This is a genomic window from Micrococcus lacusdianchii (genome assembly GCF_023155805.1).
In the GTDB taxonomy this organism is placed as follows: Bacteria; Actinomycetota; Actinomycetes; order Actinomycetales; family Micrococcaceae; genus Micrococcus; species Micrococcus lacusdianchii.
Genome location: NZ_JAKNUW010000009.1, coordinates 53,167 through 73,306 on the forward strand (window position 1 = coordinate 53,167; position 20,140 = coordinate 73,306).

17 protein-coding genes are annotated in these 20,140 nt (G+C 74.9%); 6 read left to right on the forward strand and 11 right to left on the reverse strand.

Going from position 1 to position 20,140, the window contains the following annotated elements; genetic code table 11:
• From rarD to MA879_RS07275, 3 genes are read left to right on the forward strand one after another with little or no spacing between them, the layout of a single operon-like run.
• Complete coding sequence (rarD, locus tag MA879_RS07265; protein WP_248124589.1) at positions 1–1,017, forward strand: EamA family transporter RarD; 1,017 nt, start codon at positions 1–3, stop codon at positions 1,015–1,017.
• Between the two features lie 9 nt (positions 1,018–1,026).
• Complete coding sequence (locus MA879_RS07270) at positions 1,027–1,512, forward strand: hypothetical protein (protein ID WP_248124591.1); 486 nt, start codon at positions 1,027–1,029, stop codon at positions 1,510–1,512.
• On the forward strand, positions 1,509–2,006 hold the full coding sequence (locus MA879_RS07275) for an HIT family protein (RefSeq protein ID WP_248124593.1): 498 nt from the start codon (positions 1,509–1,511) through the stop codon (positions 2,004–2,006). The genes MA879_RS07270 and MA879_RS07275 overlap by 4 nt, the downstream gene beginning before the upstream one ends.
• Before the next feature lie 23 nt (positions 2,007–2,029).
• Here MA879_RS07275 and MA879_RS07280 read toward each other — a convergent pair whose 3' ends face one another.
• The 7 genes from MA879_RS07280 to MA879_RS07310 all read right to left on the reverse strand — a co-directional run bounded on the left by MA879_RS07280 (position 2,030) and on the right by MA879_RS07310 (position 11,631).
• Positions 2,030–3,073 carry an SH3 domain-containing protein gene (locus MA879_RS07280; RefSeq protein WP_248124595.1) on the reverse strand — a complete coding sequence of 348 codons (1,044 nt, stop codon included), beginning with the start codon at positions 3,071–3,073 and terminating at the stop codon, positions 2,030–2,032.
• 28 nt (positions 3,074–3,101) lie between these two features.
• Positions 3,102–4,166: a polyprenyl synthetase family protein gene (locus MA879_RS07285; protein ID WP_248124597.1), complete on the reverse strand. Its 1,065-nt coding sequence runs from the start codon at positions 4,164–4,166 to the stop codon at positions 3,102–3,104.
• Positions 4,163–5,551 carry a geranylgeranyl reductase family protein gene (locus tag MA879_RS07290; protein WP_248124601.1) on the reverse strand — a complete coding sequence of 463 codons (1,389 nt, stop codon included), beginning with the start codon at positions 5,549–5,551 and terminating at the stop codon, positions 4,163–4,165. Before MA879_RS07290 ends, MA879_RS07285 begins: the two co-directional genes overlap by 4 nt.
• Positions 5,548–7,404, reverse strand: a complete 1,857-nt coding sequence (menD, locus tag MA879_RS07295; protein WP_248124604.1) for a 2-succinyl-5-enolpyruvyl-6-hydroxy-3-cyclohexene-1-carboxylic-acid synthase — start codon at positions 7,402–7,404, stop codon at positions 5,548–5,550. The genes MA879_RS07290 and menD overlap by 4 nt, the downstream gene beginning before the upstream one ends.
• Before the next feature lie 123 nt (positions 7,405–7,527).
• Entirely contained in the window at positions 7,528–9,651 is a 2,124-nt protein-coding gene (locus MA879_RS07300) for a PhoX family protein (protein ID WP_248124607.1), read from the reverse strand.
• Positions 9,652–9,856: 205 nt separating this feature from the next.
• Complete coding sequence (locus tag MA879_RS07305; protein WP_248124610.1) at positions 9,857–10,936, reverse strand: o-succinylbenzoate synthase; 1,080 nt, start codon at positions 10,934–10,936, stop codon at positions 9,857–9,859.
• A gap of 47 nt (positions 10,937–10,983) precedes the next feature.
• A complete protein-coding gene (locus MA879_RS07310) occupies positions 10,984–11,631 on the reverse strand; it encodes a hypothetical protein (protein ID WP_248124612.1) in 648 nt (215 codons plus the stop codon).
• A 108-nt stretch (positions 11,632–11,739) separates the two neighbouring features.
• Between MA879_RS07310 and MA879_RS07315 the strand changes: the two genes are divergently transcribed.
• Positions 11,740–12,648: a phosphatase PAP2 family protein gene (locus MA879_RS07315; RefSeq protein ID WP_248124622.1), complete on the forward strand. Its 909-nt coding sequence runs from the start codon at positions 11,740–11,742 to the stop codon at positions 12,646–12,648.
• Between the two features lie 86 nt (positions 12,649–12,734).
• Here MA879_RS07315 and MA879_RS07320 read toward each other — a convergent pair whose 3' ends face one another.
• The 3 genes from MA879_RS07320 to MA879_RS07330 are packed head-to-tail and all read right to left on the reverse strand — an operon-like array spanning position 12,735 to position 16,529.
• Positions 12,735–14,258 (reverse strand): dihydrolipoamide acetyltransferase family protein, encoded by a 1,524-nt coding sequence (locus MA879_RS07320; protein WP_248124623.1) that lies wholly within the window; start codon positions 14,256–14,258, stop codon positions 12,735–12,737.
• Entirely contained in the window at positions 14,255–15,319 is a 1,065-nt protein-coding gene (locus MA879_RS07325) for an alpha-ketoacid dehydrogenase subunit beta (protein WP_248124626.1), read from the reverse strand. The genes MA879_RS07320 and MA879_RS07325 overlap by 4 nt, the downstream gene beginning before the upstream one ends.
• Position 15,320: 1 nt before the next feature.
• Complete coding sequence (locus MA879_RS07330) at positions 15,321–16,529, reverse strand: thiamine pyrophosphate-dependent enzyme (RefSeq protein WP_248124629.1); 1,209 nt, start codon at positions 16,527–16,529, stop codon at positions 15,321–15,323.
• A 212-nt stretch (positions 16,530–16,741) separates the two neighbouring features.
• Here MA879_RS07330 and MA879_RS07335 point away from each other — a divergent pair, with 212 nt between their 5' ends.
• Positions 16,742–17,239, forward strand: coding sequence for an Lrp/AsnC family transcriptional regulator (locus MA879_RS07335; protein WP_248124632.1), 498 nt, complete (start codon positions 16,742–16,744; stop codon positions 17,237–17,239).
• Between the two features lie 6 nt (positions 17,240–17,245).
• On the opposite strand, the gene MA879_RS07340 is transcribed toward MA879_RS07335, so the two are convergent.
• Positions 17,246–18,544, reverse strand: a complete 1,299-nt coding sequence (locus MA879_RS07340) for an MFS transporter (RefSeq protein WP_248124634.1) — start codon at positions 18,542–18,544, stop codon at positions 17,246–17,248.
• Positions 18,545–18,612: 68 nt separating this feature from the next.
• Between MA879_RS07340 and MA879_RS07345 the strand changes: the two genes are divergently transcribed.
• Positions 18,613–20,115: an NCS2 family permease gene (locus MA879_RS07345; protein ID WP_248124637.1), complete on the forward strand. Its 1,503-nt coding sequence runs from the start codon at positions 18,613–18,615 to the stop codon at positions 20,113–20,115.
• Positions 20,116–20,140 lie beyond the last annotated feature (25 nt).

Sequence of the window (20,140 nt, forward strand, 5' to 3'; positions counted from 1 at the left end):
GTGATCCGCCGCTCCTCCTCCGCCTCAGCCACCCCCACCTCCCCGGTGCCCGCCTCCCCGGACACCGGTGCACTGCCCACCGTGCGCCCGAACGAGTCCGGCTCCTCTCCCGCTGGGCTGGCCTCCGGACTGGGCGCCTACCTGATCTGGGGACTGCTGCCGCTGTACATGGCCGCCCTGGACCCGGCGTCGGCGGTGGAGATCGTGGTGGTGCGGATCGGCTTCTCCCTCCTGTTCTGCCTGGTCCTGCTCGCACTCATGCGGCGCCTGCCGGAGCTCGTCACCGCGCTGCGCACACCGCGCCGGTGGGGCACCACCGGCCTGGCGGCGGCCCTGATCGGAGTCAACTGGTTCCTCTACGCCCTGTCCGTGACCAGCGGGAACGTGCTCCAAGCCTCCCTCGGCTACTTCATGAACCCCCTGGTCAACGTCCTGCTCGGCGTGCTGCTGCTCGGAGAGCGGCTGCGCCGGCTCCAGTGGGTCGCCGTCGCCGTGGCCGTCACCGCGGTCCTCGTCATGGCGCTGGCGCTCGGTGAGGTGCCGTGGATCTCGCTGGGGCTCGCGTGCACATTCGGGCTGTACGGGTTCGTGAAGAAGCGCTTCCCCGTGCCGGTGCACTCAGTGACCGCCATGACGGCGGAGACCGTGGCGCTCGCGCCCGTCTTCGTGGTGGGCACCGCGCTGCTCGCGCAGGCCGGGAGCCTCACCACGGTCACGGAGGGCCCGGGGCACTTCTGGCTCATGGCCGCCTCGGGCATCCTCACGGCGCTGCCCCTGATCCTCTTCTCCGCGGCGGCGAAGGAGCTCACGCTCACCACGCTGGGCATGCTCCAGTACACGGCCCCGATGCTCCAGTTCCTGGTGGCCGTGCTGGTCCTCGGGGAGCACATGCCCGCCGCCCGGTGGATCGGCTTCGGGCTGATCTGGCTCTCACTAATCGTGTTCTCGGCGGACCAGCTCCACGAGGGGCGGCTGCGCCGTCGGGCGGGCCGGGCCGCGGCCCGAGCCCACGCCTAGACTGGCCCCATGCCCCCCAAGCCCCCCGCCCCCGTGTACCTGCCCGCGTTCCAGAAGCTCGTGCCGGACCTGCTGGGCGAGCCCTGGCAGGAGGACGACGGCCTGGCCGACGCCGACATCGACGCCCGCCTGGCCGCCTCCCCCGCCGCCGCGCAGCTGGACGGGCAGCTCGTGCTCCCCACCGCGCTGCGGGAGTTCTACCGGGCCCTGGGCAACTGCGGTGACCTGCTGGAGACGGACCACTACGTCTGGGACCCGGACGACCTCGAGGTCAGGGACGGGTTCCTGATGTTCCTCGAGGACGCCGGGGAGACCGTGGTGTGGGGCCTGCCGGTGGCGAACCTGGCCCTGCCGGACCCGCTGGTGCACCGCCGCTCCACCGGGGCCGAGGCCGAGGACGGCGAGTGGGAGGACGAGGGCGGCACGTTCAGCGAGTTCGTCACGGACCTGCTCGTGTGGTCCTTCGAGGCCGACGACGAGGCCGCGGACCGATGACCGCCGCCTCCGGACGGATCTCCCACGCCCCCGAGGGGTACGTGTGCCCGTTCTGCGGCCTGGTGGCCGGGGACACCTCCGACCCGCGCAACCGCTGCGAGCCGGAGGACACGGTCTACCAGGACGAGGACGTGATCGTGCTGATCGCCGCGGACGGGTTCGGGGACCACGAGGGCCACGCCATGGTATGCCCGGCCGAGCACTACGAGAACCTGTACGACCTGCCCTCCCGGGTGCTGCAGCGCATCGCCCTGACCGCCAAGCAGGTGGCGCTGGCCATGAAGGAGACGTGGGCGCCGGACGGGGTGTCCACCCGCCAGCACAACGAGCCCGCCGGCAACCAGCACGTATGGCATTACCACCTGCACGTCTTCCCGCGGTTCGAGGAGGACCTGCTCTACCGGCAGCTGCGCCACGCCGTGGCGCCCGAGGTCAGGGCCGCGAAGGCCCGCGAGCTCGCCGCGGTCCTCGACATGGGGCCCACCCGGATCTGACTCCGCACGGGCCCTGCGGGGCCTCAGCGCCGGCGGGTGACGCCGGCCGCGTCCAGGGGGGCCCGCAGGACGCCCGCGAGGTCGTAGTCGTGGTGGCCGAGCCCGTCGAGCACGTCCAACCGGGCCCGCGTGAACCCCCGGTCGGCGTAGAACCGGTGGCCCGCCGTCGCCGCCCCCAGGGCCGACCAGGTCTGCGGGTACGTCTCCCCCGCGGTGTCCTCGGACCCCACCACCCACGTGGCCCGCAGGGCCCGGAACGCGGGGGTCAGCCGGGTCTCGCTGTACGTGGCGGGGACGCCGCCCCCGGCCAGGATCACGGCGCCGCCACCGGCGAAGCCCCACGCGTCCTGCTCCTGCGCCATGAGGCTGATGGTGATGATCTCCGCGCCGCCGGAGTAGCCGTAGAGCCACTGCCGGTCCGCGGCCAGCCGGTACGTCCGGTTCATGTGCGCCGCGAAGGCCCGGAAGTAGGCGGAGGTCCGCGCCTTGTCCTTCCACCACGTGTACCCGAGGCCGCTGCGGTAGACGTCCGGCGTGTCGACGGCAATGCACACCAGGTTGCGGCGGTTCGCCTCGGCCGCGACGTCCGCGAGGGGGGCGGCGGCGGGGTTGTGCATTCGGGAGGTGGAGCGGGTGAAGTAGTCGCCGTCCAGGTAGAAGAGGACTCCGACCGGCGTCGACCAGTCGATGCCGTCCGCCCACACGTGGTAGACGGAGGACTGGTCGCCGTACGTGAACGTCCGGTGCAGCGCCGTGGACGCGAGGGCACGCGTGTCCGCCGGCGCCACCGGCACCGTCGGCGTCAGGGGCCTGAGGTAGTCGTCCGCGATCCAGCCGGTCCGGCCCTGCCACGCCACCTCGACCCAGGCGCCGGAGGTCCGGCCGGTGCGGGCCACGTCCTCGCCCGCCGGGACGACGACGATCCGGACCGCGGACCAGGACGGGGTGGCGCGGAGGTACACGGCCAGGGTGGTCGTCGCGGACGTGGCCGCGGCGGCCACGGCAGGCAGGGCGCAGGCGACGGCGGCGGCCCCGGTGATGAGCGAACGGCGGGAGGTGAGGGTCATCGTCGGGGCCCTTTCGGTGCGGGGAGGCTCAGGCGGTGCGGGCGACCACGTAGTCCGCGAACGCCGCGAGCGCGTCCTTCACCACGGAGTCCGGAAGCGGTGTCAGCGCGGCCTGGGCGTCCTCGGCCCAGCGGCGGGTGAGCACCCTGGCCTCGGCGAAGGCCGGGTGCGCGGTGAGGGCGGCGACAGCGGCGGCCAGCTGTTCATCCGTGTCCAGCGGTCCCTCGACGAGGGCGAGCACGCGGCGGGCCTCCTCGGCCTCCGGCCCTTCCCCGGCGGCCGCGCGGCCGACGAGGATCGTGCTGAGGGTGGGCACGCGCTCGCGCAGGTCGGTCCCCGGCGTCTTGCCGAGTTCGTCCGCCGTGCTCGTGAGGTCGATCAGGTCGTCGGCCAGCTGGAATGCCAGGCCCACCTTCTCGCCGTAGTCGGCCATGACCTGCACGGCGGACTCGTCCGCGCCGCCCAGGAACGCGCCGAGCACGCCCGCTGCGGAGATGAGGGAGCCGGTCTTGCCGCCGAGGACGCGGTAGTAGTGCTCCAGCGGGTCCTCGTCCTCAGCGGGACCGCGCGTCTCCCACAGCTGGCCCTGCACGAGGCGCTCGAACGTCTCCGCCTGGACGCCCACGGGGCGGGGACCGAGCTCGGACATGAACCGGGAGGCCCGGGCGAAGATGAGGTCACCGGCCAGGATGGCCTGGGAGTTGCCCCACAGCCGGTGCGCCGCGGGCGCGCCCCGGCGCACCGGGGCCTCGTCCATCACGTCGTCGTGGTACAGGGTGGCCAGGTGCGTCAGCTCCATGACGACGGCGGCCTGCCGCACCTGCGGGCCGACCTCTCCGACCTCGCCGGTGGTCAGGCCGGGGTCCCCCAGCAGCGAGGCGAGGACCGTCAGGACCGGCCGGACGCGCTTGCCGCCGGCGGCGGCCAGGTGGCGTGTGGCCGTCTGTGAGAACGCGTCGTCGAAGGCCAGGGCCTCGGTCAGCTGCTCCTCGACCCGCTCGAGCGCCGTGAGGACGGACTCAAGCACCCGGCCGTGCTCGGCCAGGGGGTCGAATCCGGGGGGCAGGGCGAAGCCGGGCTCAGACGTGGTCACCGGTCAAGCCTACCCGGACGCGGTGCGTCGGCGGTGGTGAGGGAGGGCGTCACGGACTCCAGGATCCGCACCGCGCGGTCCACGGCGTCACCGCCGGCGGGGTCCACCACGTTGCCCATCACGCGGGCCACGGTGCGCAGCAGCGGCGGCACCGCCATGCCCGTGGCCAGGGCCGCACGCATCACCCGTGGCTGGCCGATCAGCTGCGCGAACCGGACGCCGAGCTGGAAGTGCGCGCCCCACAGGTGCTGCGTGATCACGGGGTACCGGGAGAGCACGGCGTCCGCGGCGGCGGAGGATCCGGCGCCCAGCGCCTCCACGGCCAGCTCCGCGGCGATCCGCGCGGCCTCCATGGCGAACCCGATGCCCTCGCCGTTGAACGGGGAGACCATGCCCGCGGCGTCGCCCACCAGCAGCATGCCGGGCACGTGCTGGGGGGTGCGGTTGAACGCCATGGGCAGGGCCGCCCCGAGGATCTTCGAGGTGCGGGTGTCCTCGGAGATCCCCCAGTCCTCGGTCAGCGCGCCGGACCACTGCCGCAGCAGCGCCCGGTAGTCGAGCCGGCCGAACATCGGGGAGGTGTCCAGGATGCCCAGGCCCACGTTGACGGTGCCGTCCGCGAGCGGGAACAGCCAGCCGTAGCCGGGCAGCGGGTTCCCGTCCTCGTCCGGCAGGCGCAGCCACGACTCCATCCACTCGCCGCGGTCCCCCCGCGGGCGGGGGACGGCGCCGTCCGGCCCCGTCGGCCCGGCGGTGTAGTAGGCCCGCACCGCCACGCCCATGGGGCGGTCCGTCCGGCGGTGCACGTCCATGGACACGGCGGCGCGAGCCGAGACCCCGTCGCACGCCAGCACGATCGGGGCGTGCCACGTGACGGTCTCCCCCGTCTTGCGGCCGTTCCCCCCGATCAGCTCGGCCGTGAGGCCGTCCACGCGCCCGGTCTCGTCCCGGGTGACACCCGTGACGGCGTGCCGCTCCAGCACCGTGGCCCCGCGCTCGCGGGCCGTGTCCGCCAGCAGCGCGTCGAGGTCCCGCCGGGTGCGGGTGAGGGCGTAGTCGGGCCAGCTCCGCGTCGTCGGCCAGGGCACGTCCACGGACCGCTCCCCCGCGCGCAGGCGCAGCCCGCGGATCACCTGCCAGCCGCCGTCGTCGCCGGGGCCGCCGCGGTGCTCGATCCCCAGCTGGCGCAGCTCCTGCACCGCCTGCGGGGTCAGCCCGTCCCCGCAGACCTTCTCGCGCGGGAACGCGGACTTCTCCAGCACGACGACGTCCAGGCCCGCCGCCGCCAGATGCGCCGCGGCCGTGGCTCCGGCGGGGCCGGCCCCGGAGATCAGCACGTCCGCGCGGCGGACGCGGCGGGGCTCGGGGGCGGGGTGCTCGGTCATGACTCCTCCTCGGTCAGCGCCAGGTCCTCCGGGTGGCACTCCGGCGCCGCCTCGAACGTGGCGGCGACGGCCTCGGCGATGGCGGCGGTGACCCCGGGGCGGTCCGCGCGGTCGCACCGGACCTCCACGAGGCGCCGGCCCCGGCCCGGGTCCGACAGCGTGTGCACGAGGCCCTCGCGCGTGGTCACGCGGACGTGCGCGATGCCGTGGGCGGCGGCCAGCGCGGCGAAGTCCACCGTGTGCGGGGTGCCGAAGAACCGCTCCACGGTCTCCGCCATGCCCTCGGCGCGCGCCACCTGGCCGTGCTCGAGCCCGGCGAAGATGGCGCCGCCGGCGTCGTTGACCACCACCACGTCCAGGTCGGGCTCCGGCTCGCCCGGTCCCTGCAGCAGGCCGCCGGAGTCGTGCAGGGCGGTGAGGTCCCCCACGAGGGCCACGGTGCGCCGGCCCGTGCCCAGGGCCACGCCGGCCGCGGTGGCGATCGTCCCGTCGATCCCCGCCAGCCCCCGGTTGGCGAACACCTGGACGTGCGGCGCCGCCGGCGGGCGCCAGGTCAGGTCCACGTCCCGGATGAGGGAGGACGAGCCGAGCACCAGCGGCCCGCGGGTCACCGCCGGAACCACGTGCGCCACGGACTGCGGGCTCAGTCCGTGGTCCCGGTCCCGGCGGGCCAGCACGTCCTCGAGGGCGGACTGCGCGCGCATGGACGCCCGCTGCCACGCGGCCAGCCAGCCGGGCCGGCCCTGGCCCGCGAACGCGGCCAGCTCGGCGGGGTCGGCGATCAGGCGCTCGGCGCGCCGGCCGGGCTCGAACCACGGCATCGGCTCGGGGGCGAACAGCGCGGTCTCCACGTCCGGGCGGCGCAGCAGGGCGGTGACGGGTCGGGTGAGGGTCGGCCGGCCGAACAGCACCACCCGCTCGATGCGCGACGCGAGCGGGTGGGCCTGGGGGCTCGCACCCCCGCCGGGGCCGAGCAGCAGCGGATAGGCGGCGATCGCGTTGACGCTGAACCGCGCGTCGGAGCTGGGCTCGGCCAGCAGCGGCAGCCCCAGGGACACCGCGAACGCGGCCGCCACCGGACCGGCCCCGTGGCACGCCAGCACCACGGTGCACCGGGCGTACCGGCGGGAGACGTCCAGCTCGGGCCCGCCTGAGAGGTCCATCCCCGGGGCGCGCCACGGCAGGCGCGGATCGGCGTCGGCGGCGTTCGCCACAGGCGCGACGGCGGCCATCTCCGCGAGCTGCTCCGCGTCCGGGACGAGCGGCTCACGGAAGCGCAGGTTCAGGTGCACGGGCCCGGTGGGGGCCTCGGCCACGGCGACGGCGTCCGCGGCGTCCGCGGCCGCGAACCCGTCCGCACGCAGCAGCGCACCCCGCACGGCGGAGGAGACGGCGCGCAGGTGGGCGGCCGTGCTCGCCCCCGGGGCGGGGTCCCCGTCCACGCACGCGGCGGCCCGCGTGTGCAGCGCGAACAGGCCCTCCTGCTCGGTGGTCTGGTTGGCGCCGGTGCCGTGCAGCTCGGCGGGCCGGTCGGCGGTGAGCGCCACGAGGCGCGTGCCCGCGTGGAAGGCCTCCATCACGGCCGGCAGCAGGTTCCCGACGGCGGTGCCCGAGGTGGTCAGGACCCCCACCGGACGCCCGGTGGACAGGGAGAGGCCGTGGGCGAGGAAGCCGGCGGAGCGCTCGTCGATCCGCACGTGCAGGCGCAGGCGCCCGGCACGCTCCTGCTCGGCGAGCGCGTAGACGAGCGGGGCGGAGCGGGAGCCGGGGCAGATCACGGCCTCCCGCATGCCGCCCTCGATCAGGGCGGCGGCCACGGTGCGGGCCAGGGCGGTCGAGTCGACGGAAGACATGGTGGTCGCCAGTCTAGGCGGGGCCCGACGTCACGATGTCCCGGGCAGACGGCCGAGCCCCCGCGTCATCGCCGCCGTGCAGGACGGCGATGACGCGGGGGCTCGGTCAGGCGTGGGTGCCGGTCAGTTCTTCGGACCCTTGCCCTTGCCGTGGCCGCCCTTGCCCTTGCCGGCCTTCTCCTTGCCGGAGCCCTTGCCGACGCCGTTGTTCCCGGTCACGTTGAAGACCTGGACGACGGACGGGCGCGGCGCGGCGACGTCGTCGCCCACCTGCACGGGGCCGGCCGGGTTCAGGAAGTCCGGGAAGGAGGACGTGTGGGCGCCCCACATGCCGTCTTCGCCCGGGTGCTGGACGTTCACGAACACGGAGTTGTCCCGGTCGTGGATGACCGGGCCGCAGGTCTCGGCGTCGCGGGGGACGGCGAGGAACTGCTGCACGCGGCCGCGCTCCGGGCCGTCCAGGGTGACCTTGTGGAGGGCGTCGGCGTAGCCGATGGTGCCCGGCTGGCCGTCGGTGGAGACCCAGAGGCTGCCCTCCGAGTCGAACGCCACGTTGTCCGGGCAGGAGATCGGGGAGACGAGCTCCTTCGGGTAGCCCGCGAAGTAGGCCGAGGAGGAGACCGCCGGGTCGCCGGCGAGCAGCAGGATGACCCAGTTGAACCGGGTGGCGGTGTGGTCGCCGCGGCGCTCGGTCAGCTCGATCACGTGGCCGTCGCGGTTGCCCACGATCGGGTTGGCCTCGTCGACCGCGGTGCGCTTGGTGTTGTTGGTCAGGGCCGCGTAGACCTTGCCGTTGACGGGGTTGGTCTCCACGTCCTCCGGGCGGTCCATGGCGGTGGCGCCCATCTTGTCCGCCGCCAGGCGGGTGAAGACGAGGACCTCCTCGAGGGACATGCCGGGCACATAGGACTTCTTGTGGGACGCGAGGGCGATCCACTCGCCCCAGCCGTCGAAGGCGCCGTCGGAGGGCAGGGTGCCGGTGCCGTCGATCTCGCGCTCCGGGGAGTCGCCGTGGAACTTGGCCGCGTAGAGCGTGCCCTCGTCCAGCAGGGACATGTTGTGCTTCTTGTCGCCCGCGCGGTACGTCTTGGCGGAGACGAACTTGTACAGGTAGTCGTGGCGCTCGTCGTCGCCGGAGTAGACCACGGCGTGGCCGGACCCGGAGAGGACCGCGGTGCCGGCCTCGTGCTTGAAGCGGCCCAGGAGGGTGTGCTTGACCGGAGTGGAGGTCGGGTCCTCCGGGTCCACCTCGACGATCCAGCCGAAGCGGTGGGCCTCGTTCTCGTAGCCCTCGTGGGTGAGGTCGAAGCGGTCGTAGTAGTTCTCCCACCCGCGGGAGGTCGGCTTGGTGCCGATGCCGTAGCGCTTCTCCTCCGCGGTCCCGCGGCCCGTGAAGTACTGGTTGAAGTTCTCCTCGCCGGAGAGGACGGTGCCCCACGGGGTGGTGCCGCCGGCGCAGTTGTTCAGGGTGCCGAGCACGCGGGTGCCGGTGGGGTCCTCCACCGTCTTCAGCAGGTCGCTGCCGGCGGCGGGGCCGGTGACGCGGAAGGGGGTGGTGCCGGTGATGCGGCGGTTGCGGCGGCCACCGCGCACGTACTCCCACTTGGCGCCCTTCCCGGTGCGCTCGAGGTCCACGATGGACAGGCCGTGGGACTGGATGCCGGCGTCGACGACGTCCTTGGGGTGGGAGGCGATGTACTCCGGGGAGAACATGATGTATTCGTTCGTGTACTCGTGGTTGGACACGAGGTAGCCGCGGCGGTCGTTGCCGCCGTCGGAGATCACGTTCAGGTAGTCGCAGTTGTAGCCGAACTGGGCCGCGGCGGAGGCGCCGGTCTGGTGCTCGATGTCGAACTCCGGGGAGTCGGCGAACAGCGGGTCGCCCCAGCGGATGATCGTGCCCCAGTCGTAGCCGGCGGGGACGGTGACGTCGTCCACGGTGCGCATCACGGGCGCGATGGGCTCGAAGTCCAGCTTGCCGCCGCCGCGGGGCGGGCGGCCGTTGTCCGCGAGGGCCTCGGGGGCCTGGGCCACCTGGCCGCCGATCACGACGGCCGCGGCCAGGCCGGTGCCGCCGGCGAGGGCGGCGCGGCGCGAGATGGCACGCTCGGCGACCTGCTGGAAGGTCTCGTTGCCGGAGGTGTTGGGGACGGGGTTCGAGCAGGCGTTGCCGCACTTGAGCTCGCAGGTGACGGCGGAGCGGTTGCCACGGGTGTGGCCGGCCATGGGCAGGAGGCGCTTGAACATTGGGGACGTCCTTCGAGGTGAGGGGGACGGCACACGGGGGCGGCGTGCCGACGACGGGTCGGGAGCCACGTCTCGGGGACCACCGTGGTGCACCCGAGGGAGCGTCCGACGGCCCGGAGGTGAACCGGAGCCGAACTCTGTCCGACCTGGGCGTTTCATCCCGGCGGCGTGCCCTATTGGGCGCAGCCGGGCCCCCGTTCCGGGCTCAGGCGGGCGCGCAGTCCGCGAGCACGGCGTGGGCCGCGCGCGCCCGTTCCGCCCACCACCGCTGGCCCGCAGCGTCCTGCCGGACCCGGGCCAGCAGGGCCGGATCCGGCTCCGGCGCCCGCTCCCCCGGGGCGGGCAGCGCCCCGCCGCGCGGGCGCCAGGGCGGGGAGATGACGTCGTCGGTGAACAGCGCCGCCGTGCCGAGCCCGCACGCGAAGGGCAGGGCGGGCAGGTGCGCCGCGAGCGCCGCCCCGCCGGCGATGCCCACGGAGGTGTCCAGCGCCGAGGAGACGACCGCGTCCAGTCCCGCCGCCTCGACGATCGCGGCGGCGCGGCGCACCCCGCCGAGGGGCTGGACCTTCACGACGATCAGGTCGGCTGCGTCCGCCTGGGCGACGGCGAGCGGGTCCGTCTCCTTGCGCACGGCCTCGTCCGCCGCGATCCGGGTGGCGACCCCGCGCTCGCGCAGCATCCGCCGCACCCGGCCCAGCTTCCGGATGCCCGGGACGGGCTGCTCGGCGTACTCGAGGCCCACGTCCCGCAGCTCGACGAGCATGGTCACGGCCTGGGCCACCGTCCACCCGCAGTTGGCGTCCACGCGCACCGCCGCGTCCGGCAGCAGCTCCCGCACCCGGCGCACCCGCGCCAGGTCCGCACTGTGGGACCCGGTGACCAGGCCGCCGCCGGAGCGGCGTTCGGCCACCTTCACCTTGACCGCGGTGATGCCCTCCCCGTACCGGGCCAGGACGCCCTCGACGTCGTCCGCGGAGACCGCGGGGACGGTCGCGTTGACCGGCACGGCGTCCCGCACGGGCGCGGGCCACCCCTGCCAGCCGGCCTCGATGGCCGCGGCGAGCCAGCGGGAGGCCTCGGCCGGGCCGTACTCCGGGAACGGGGAGAACTCGGCCCAGCCGGCGGGTCCGCGCAGCAGAAGCGCCTGCCGGACGTCCGTGCCCCGGAAGCGGACGGACATGGGCAGGGACACGGCCACGGCGTGCTCGAGCAGCTCCTCCACATCCGGCAGGGCGGGGCCGCCGGGCGCACCGGGCAGCGGGGGCAGGGCGGCGGCGGGGTCCATGCGGGCCAGTCTAGGAACGGCGCCCGCCGCGGGTCCCGATGGGCCGGTCAGCCCGCGGCCGGGTACCCGAGGGCGCGAGCCAGGGGCACAGCCCGTTCGGCGCTCCCCAGCACCCCCGTCAGACCACCCACCACGGCGTCCGTCACCTCGGGGCGCACGTGCCAGTCCGGGGTGAACGGCTCGTCCGCACCGGCCCAGGCGGCGCCCACCGCGCACAGGGCGAGCGTCATCTCCACGACGTCCGTGAACACGGGGACGGGCTCGTCCAGCCGGTCCTCCCAGCCCTCCTCGCCGGGGGCCATGAGCACGCGGCCCGTGGATGCCTGGTGGATGAACGGGTCGGCCCCCTGCGTGGCCACCACCGTCCAGTCCTCGTCCCAGTCGGCCAGGAGCGCCCCGGTGCGTCGGCTCCACCGGTACCCCGCCTGCTCGTCCCACAGCCGCTCGAGCGGGAACAGCAGGAAGGGCAGTCCCAGGGTGTCGATCTCCACCCATTCCGGGCCCACATGACGGTAGAAGTCGGCGAGGTCAGGGGCGAGCGGCTCCTCGGCCGCCCACTCGATGGGCTCCTGGCGCTGGACGGGTCCGAAGACCGAGAGCGCCGCGCGGGCCGTGGCGAGCGCCTGCGGGTCGAGGGCGATGCGGGCTCGCGCGTCGGCCGCACCGTGGCCGGGGGCGGGGTGATGACGGTCCATGAGGCCAGGCTAGGAGGGGCCACGCATCCGCGGGCCACGGGGGCGGGACGGTCCGGTGACCACCCGGTGAAGCCTGCATGACCGCGCCGCCTCCGCCAGAATGGGGGCATGGACCCCCACGACGCACGTGATCCCCACGGGAGGCCCCTGGCCGTGTCCGCGCGTCGTCCCGCCCGCCGCACGGAGCCCGTGTGGGCGCTGGCCGCCGTGTCCTGTGCGGCCGCGGTGGCCCTGCTCTATGCCGTCCTCGTGGCCAGCAGCGCCGGCCAGCTCCTCGAGTACCAGCTCTTCGCGGCGGTGGAGGACCGCTGGGGCGTCCCCGCGCAGGGCCTGGCCCCGCGCCTGGTCCGGCTGCTGCCGCCGGCACTCGCCGTGGCCGCGGGACTCGCCGCGCTGGCGTGCCTGCCCTCCCGGCGGACGCGGGGACGCGGGGTGCTGGCGCTCGTGGCCCTGGTGGGGGCCAACGTCACCACCCAGGTGCTCAAGCGCCTCCTGCCGCGCCCTGCACTGGAGAACGGGGTGCCATGGGCCGGCGGCAACTCCCTGCCCTCGGGCCACACCACGCTCGTGGCCGCCGCCGCGGCCACGGTGCTCCTGCTGGTGCCCGCCCGATGGCGGCCCGCCGCGGCCGTGGCCGGCGCGGCGGCCACGGCCTCCACCGGCGCCACGGCCTACCTCGAGGCATGGCACCGGCCCTCGGACATGGCGGCGGCCGTGGCGGTGGCCGGGCTGTGGGCCGTGCTCGTGGCTCCGTGGCGGCGCGGTCCCCGCGCCGATCGACGCCGGGCCTCGGGCGTGGAGCGGACAGTTGAGGGCCTGCTGTGGGCGGCCGGACTGGGCGGTCTCGCGGTCGGCGGGGTGCTGCTCGCGCTGACCCTGTCGGCGCCCGCCGTGACCGCCGCAGCACACCCGCTGGCGGCCACCGGCGGGGTGCTGCTCAGCGCCTCCCCCGCGGCCGTCCTGGCGGGCCTGCTGCTGACCCTGCTGCGCCGCGTGGACGCCCGCCGCCCGCGCTGAGACCCCCGGACGCACGGCGGCCCCGCCGGCGGAGGGCCGGCGGGGCCACGGCGCGGCACGCGCGGACCGGGCGCGCCCGGACCGGATCAGATCCGGGCGAGGGCCGCCGTCGGATCGTTCAGGCAGCCCGCCACGAAGGTGAGGAACGCGCTCGCGGTGGCGCCGTCGGTCACGCGGTGGTCGAACGAGACGGTCATCTCCGCGACCTTGCGCACCACGATCCGCCCGTCGACCACCCACGGGCGGTCCATGATCCGGCCGATTCCGAGCATGCCCACCTCGGGGTGGTTGAGGATCGGCGTGGCGCCGTCCGTGCCCAGCGGCCCGTAGTTGTTCAGCGTGAACGTGCCGCGGGTCAGCTCGGCCGGGGCAGACCTGCCCTCGCGCGCCCGGGCGATGGTCTCGCCGATCGCGCGGGTGAGCTCCTCGGCGGACAGACGCTCGGCGTGCTCGACGGACGGCACCATCAGGCCCCGGTCCGTCTGCACGGCCAGGCCGAGGTGGACGCCGTCGAACTCCACGACCTCCTCGCGGCCGTCCTCGGCGCGCTCGATGCGGGCGGCCATGACGGGGTGCCGCTGCAGGCCCGCGAGCGTGAAGCGCGCGATCAGGGCCAGCAGTGACGGCACGTTCTCCGGGTCCTTCGCCTTGAGCTGCGAGCGCAGCTCGAGCAGGCCGGTGACGTCCACGTCCAGCCACGCGGTGACGTCCGGGACCACGGTCCGGGAGCGCACCATCTGGTCCGCGATCACGCGGCGCACGCCCGTCAGCGGGGTGCGCGAGGCCACGGTGAGTCCCGAGCGGGTGTCCGTCCCGCCCACATCGGCGGTGGCCGCGGGGGCGGCCGAGCCCGCGGAGGCCGCCACGGGGGACGGGGCCGCGGCTGCGTCCTGCGCCGCCGACGCCGCGGGCGACGCCGGTGCGCCCACCCCGCCCTCGGCCGCGGCCAGCACGTCCGCTCGGGTGATCAGGCCGTCCGGGCCGGTGCCGGTCAGGGCGGCCACGTCCACACCGCGCTCGCGCGCCAGCTTGCGGACGATCGGCGAGCTCACCCGCGGGGCGCGGACGGTGCCGACGGCCGGGGCGGAGGCGGCCGGCGTCGTCGCTGCCGTGCGGCGGCCGCGTCTGGACGGGCGGGTGCGGCCCTTGGCGCCATGGCCGGAGGTGCCGTAGCCGATCAGGACGCTGCCGGAGGCCTCCTCGTCGGAGCCGGCCACGTCGCCGTCGCCGCCGCGGGCCTTGTCCGGGGCGGGCTGGGTGGTGCCGGGCTCCATGACGCCGGCGCGCTCCTCCTCGCGGTAGGACAGGGCGCCGGGCTTCTCGGCGGTGGGCTCGGCGGGCGTCTCGGCCGAGCCGGCGGCGTCGGCCGAGTCCGCAGCGCCGACCGTGATCAGGGGCTCGCCCACGATCATCGTCTCGCCCTCGGCGCCGTGCAGCGTGAGCACGGTGCCCGCGTAGGGGCAGGGCACCTCCACGAGGGCCTTGGCGGTCTCCACCTCGGCGATCGGCTGGTCGACGGCGACCTCGTCGCCCTCGGCCACGAGCCAGCGGACGAGGTCGGCCTCGGTGAGGCCCTCGCCCAGGTCCGGGAGGGTGAACGTGCTGCTCATGCGCGGGCCTCCTCGGCGGCGGGGGCCTCGGCGTCGAGGTCCCAGTTCAGGTCGTCGATCGCGTCCAGGATGCGGTCCACGGACGGCAGGTGGTGCTCCTCCAGCTTCGGCGCCGGGTAGGGGATGTCCCAGCCGGTCACGCGGCCCACGGGGGCGGCGAGGGAGTGGAAGCAGCGCTGCTGGATGCGGGCCACCAGCTCGGAGGCCACGGAGGCGAAGCCCTGCGGCTCGGCGACCACCACGGCGCGGCCGGTCGTGGCCACCGACGCGGCCATGGTGTCCTCGTCGAGCGGGTTCACGGTGCGCAGGTCCACGACCTCCACCGAGTACCCCTCCTCCGCCGCGGCGTCCGCGGCGGCCAGGCACGTCGGCACGGACGGGCCGTAGGAGACCAGGGTGACGTCCGTGCCCGGACGGACGACGGCGGCGCGCGCCCAGGCCTCGCCGTGCTCGGCCTTGGACTCGACCCGGGCCCACTGCTGCTCGAACTCGGCGCGCAGCTCGTCCAGGTCCAGGTCCGCCTTGGTCCAGTACATCTTCTTGGGCTCCATGAAGATCACCGGGTCGTCCAGGCGGATCGCCGAGCGGAGCATGAGGTAGGCGTCCTTGACGGAGGCCGGGGTGTACACCTTCAGGCCGGGGGTGTGGGCGTAGTAGGACTCGGAGGAGTCGCAGTGGTGCTCCACGCCGCCGATGCCGCCGCCGTACGGGATGCGGATGGTCAGCGGCATGGGCGCGGCGCCCTTGGTGCGGTTGCGCATCTTGGCCGCGTGGGAGGCGATCTGCTCGAACGCCGGGTAGGCGAACGCGTCGAACTGCATCTCCATGACGGGACGGGCGCCGCCGAGCGCCATGCCCACGCCGAGGCCCGCGATGCCGGACTCCGCGAGCGGGGTGTCGAAGCAGCGGTCCTCGCCGAAGCGCTTCGTGAGGCCGTCGGTGATGCGGAAGACGCCGCCGAGGGTGCCGACGTCCTCGCCGAACACCACCACCATGGGGTCGGCCGCCATCTCGTCGGCCAGGGCCGCGTTGAGCGCGGCCGCGAAGGTCAGTGCCGCCATCTCAGGCCTCCTGGTTCTCGGAACGGGACAGCTCCTCGGCCAGCTGCGCGCGCTGGGCGGCGAGCTGCGGGGTCTGCACGGTGTACACGTGGTCGAAGAGCTCGAGCGGGTCCAGGTCGGCCTCCGCGTTCATGGCGTCGCGCAGGGACGCGGCCACGTCGTCGGCGTCCTTGCGGTAGCGCTCGGCGAGCTCCTCGGTGAGGGCGCCGATGGAGGTCAGGTACGCGGTCATGCGCCGCAGCGGGTCGCGGGCCTCCCACTCGGCCACTTCGGCGGCCTCGCGGTAGCGCGTGGCGTCGTCGGCGTTGGTATGGGACTGCATGCGGTAGGTGTCCGCCTCCACGAGGAGGGGGCCCTTGCCCTCGCGGCACAGGTCCACAGCTCGGCCGAGCACGGCCAGCAGGGCGGCGAGGTCGTTGCCGTCCACGCGCTCGCCGGCCAGGCCGTAGCCCACCGCCTTGTGCGCCAGCGACGGCGCCGCGGACTGCTTCGCGAAGGGCACGGAGATCGCGTACTTGTTGTTCTGCACGAAGAAGACCACCGGCAGCTGGAACACCGCGGCGAAGTTCAGGGCCTCGTGGAAGTCGCCCTCGGAGGTGCCGCCGTCGCCCACCATGGCCAGGGTGACGACGTCCTCGCCGCGCAGGCGGGCGGCCTTGGCCATGCCCACGGCGTGCAGCATCTGCGTGGTCAGCGGCGTCGACTGCACCGAGACGCGGTGCTCCTTCGGGTCGTACCCCTGATGCCACGTGCCCTGGTAGGCGACCATGACCTGCAGCGGGTCCACGCCGCGGGTCAGCACGGCCACGGTGTCCCGGTAGGTGGGGAACAACCAGTCGTCCTCGCCCAGGCACATGGCGGCGGCGACCTCGGAGGCCTCCTGCCCGTGCGAGGACGGGTAGACGGCCATGCGGCCCTGGCGCACGAGCGCGTAGGCCTGGTCGTTGACGCGGCGGCCGATCACGAGATGGCGGTAGGCCGCCAGCAGCTCCTCGTCCGAGGGCAGCGGGTACTCGTGCCCCGGGGAGGTGCCCTGCTCGTCGACGGGCAGGACCGAGCCGTCCTCGGAGATCAGCTGGATGCGGCGGGCGGCCGGGAGCAGGTACTCCTCGAGGGAGATGCCGAACGCGGCGGCGGCGGCCGCCCGCGTGCCGGCGTCCGGAACGGGGATGCCATCGCCCGCGGGCGCGGCGGGGCTGGTGCGGGTCATGGGTGTCCTCTCGATCTGTGAGCACCAGTGTGCAGCGAGGCCGCCACTTCGTCACCGCATATAGGATGATCGCCGGACAGGATGCCCGTGCAGGGTGTCCTGGAAAGACATCCTGCCGAGGTGACCCGGGTCACGAGGACGGTGCATCGGCTCCCGCGGAGCCCTCCCCTCCCCGCCGGGCCCCGTTCCGGCCCGACCCGGAGGTGACCGCCGTGGCCCCGTCCCCCCTCGACCGCGTGGACCGCGCGATCGTCCGCGAGCTCTCCCAGGACGGCCGCCTGTCCGTGGCGGCGCTCGCCGAGCGCGTGCACGTCTCCCGCGCGCACTGCTACTCCCGCCTGAACCGCCTGCAGGACACGGGCGTGATCACGGGCTTCTCCGCGCGCGTGGACCCCGTCAAGACCGGCTTCACGGCCTCCGCCCACGTGATGCTCAAGCTGCGCCAGCACGACTGGCGCGAGCTGCGGGCCACCCTGCTGGCCATCCCCGAGGTGTGGCACGTGTCCCTCGTGGGCGGGAACATGGACGTCATCCTCCTGGTCCGGGCGAAGGACACCGCGGACCTGCGGCACGTGATCTTCGAACGGCTCCAGCCGCTGCCGGCCGTGGTGGACACGCAGACCTACATGATCTTCGACGACCACGCCTCCGGGCAGACCCTCCCGCCCGAGCCCTCGGACGACCCGACGCGCGGCGCCGCGGCGGGCTGAGCCGGCTCAGCACCGCCCCAGGGGCGTCGGGTCGTCTACCGGGCCCGGCCCCCGGGGCAGCACCCGCGCGAACACCGCGGCGCCGCCGGCGCACACCGCCGCCATGGCCCCGACGCTGACGCCCAGGCCCGCCGCGGCGGTCACCGCGGAGACCAGCAGCGGGCCGGTGAGCATGCCCGCATCCGCCATGGAGCGCCACAGCCCCAGGAACTCCGGGCGCGCATCCGGCGGGGAGAAGTCCGCCCCCAGGGTCATCACGATCCCGGCGCCGAACCCGTTGCCCACGCCCAGCAGCAGCGCCGCGGCGGCGAACCCCACCGGCTCCGACGTCAGGGACACGGCGAGGAATCCGGCGCCGAGCAGCGTCAGGCAGGGCACGGCCACGGCCCGGCGCCCGTGCCGGTCCATGAGCCGGCCGGAGGGGTAGAACAGCAGCAGGTCCGCGGCCCCGGCGATCCCGAACACGAGCGAGGCCGCCGCCGGAGACATCCCCAGGTGCGCCGCCCACAGCGGGATGACCGCGTTGCGGGCCGCCCGCGCCGCGGACACGGCCACCACGCCGAACCCCGCGGTCGCCAGCACGCCGCGGCGTGCCCGGCCCACGTCCGTCAGGCGGGGCCGGCGGCGGGCGGGCCCGTCCGGGGCGGAGGCGCCGTCCGGGACGGCGGGGGCGCCGTCGTCGGGGACGGTCAGCTCCCGGATCCGCACGCACAGGACGGTGCCGGCGGCCATCATGGCGGTGGCGGCGGCGAACGCGCCGCTGAGCCCCAGCAGCGCCTGCAGCGCGGCCCCCAGGAACGGGCCCAGGAAGACGCCGATCCGGATGGTCCCCCCGAGCGTGGACATCGCGCGGGCGCGGTGCGTGGCCGGGACGGCCACGGCCAGGTAGGACTGCCGGGCGAGGTTGAACCCGGCCCCCGCGGCGCCCACCGTGAGCACCCCGGCCAGCAGGGCGGCGAGGCGCACCGGGTCGTCCACGCCCTCGGCCCGGACGCCGCCGGCCGTCAGCGGGGCGGTGGCCGCCCAGGCCAAGCCCGCGCCCAGGGTGCCCAGCACCGCAGACAGCACCATGGTCCGCCGCTCCCCCGCCCGCGCCGCGAGGAGGGAGGCCGGCGTGTTGGCCAGCAGCGAGCCGAGCCCCACGAGCACGACGACGGCGGCCGCCTGCGCCGCCCCGAGCCCCAGGGCGAGCGCGGCGGAGGCGATGGCGGGCGTCATCGCGCCCAGCCCCACCGCGTACACGGTCGAGGGGGCGTAGATCTGGACGGCGTCGGCGAGGGCCGCGGGCAGGCGAGGACGGTTCATCCCGGCCGAGTCTGCCGCACGCCGACCCGGACGGCGCATGGGGCCCCGCCCTCACTAGGCTGGGCGGCATGTCTTCCCGCACCGCAGGGGCCCCCGCACCGGGGCCCTCCTCCCAGGACGTCCGCACGCCCGCCGCCCGCTCCCGGCTCGACCGGTACTTCGCCATCACGGAGCGCGGCTCGACCCCCGACCAGGAGGTGCGCGGCGGCATCGCCACCTTCCTGGCCATGAGCTACATCGTGGTGCTCAACCCGCTGATCCTCTCGGGCCCGGACGCGACGGGCGCCACCCTGGGGATCCCGCGCGTCGCCGCCGCCACGGCGCTCGTGGCCGCGGTGGCCTCGATCGCGATGGGCCTGTGGTCCCGGCACCCCTTCGCCCTGGCCACCGGACTGGGCGTGAACGCGTTCGTCGCCATCACCGTGGCCACCACGCCGGGCCTGACCTGGCCGGACGTCATGGGCCTCGTGGTGCTCGCGGGCCTCGTGATGGTCCTCCTCGTGGCCACCGGCTTCCGGACGGCCGTGTTCAACGCCGTGCCGGACGGGCTCAAGACGGGGATCGTCGTCGGCATCGGCCTGTTCATCGCCCTGATCGGCCTGGTCAACGCCGGATTCGTGCGTCGACTGCCGGACGCGGCGGGGACCACCGTGCCGGTGGGCCTGGGCACGGGCGGGGAGCTGGCCGGCTGGCCCGTGCTCGTGTTCATCGTGGGCCTGCTGCTCACCTCGGTCCTCGTGATCCGCGGCGTGCGCGGGGCCATCCTCATCGGGATCGTGGTGGCCACCGTGCTCGCCAACGTCCTCGAGGCGGTCTTCCACATCGGCCCGTCCGTGGCGGCGGACGGCACCGTCAACCCGCACGGCTGGTCCCTCGTGGCCCCGTCCCTCCCGGCGTGGACCGCCCCGGACCTGTCCCTGCTCGGCGAGGTGTCCCTGCTCGGCGCGGTGGAGAAGCTGGGCTGGCTGATGGCCTCCCTGCTGGTCTTCGCGATCCTGCTGTCCGTGTTCTTCGACGCCATGGGCTCGATGGTGGGCCTGGCCCGCGAGGCCGGCTCCATGCGCGAGGACGGCACCATCCCCCACCAGGACCGCGTGCTCATGATGGACGCCCTGGCCGTGACCGCCGGCGGTGCCGCGTCCGTGTCCGCCGGGCAGATCTACGTGGAGTCCGGCACGGGCATCGGCGAGGGCGCCCGCACCGGCCTGGCCTCCGTGGTGACGGGCCTGCTGTTCGTGGTGGCCCTCTTCCTCTCCCCCTTCGTGTACCTCGTGCCCTTCGAGGCCGTGGCGCCCGCGCTCGTGGTGGTGGGCTTCATGATGTGCTCGCAGGTGGTCCACGTGGACTGGAGCGACTGGGGCGTGGCCCTGCCCGCGTTCCTGACGTTCATCCTCATGCCGTTCACGTACTCGATCGCCAACGGGATCGGCGCCGGCATGATCGCCTACGCCGTGATCCGCACCGGCCAGGGCCGCGCGAAGGAGGTCCACCCGCTGCTGTGGGTGGTGGCCGCCGCGTTCGTGCTGTTCTTCGGCATGGGCGTGTTCCGCGGTCTGCTCGGCCTCGACTGACCCCGGGCCGGTGACGTGTCCGCCC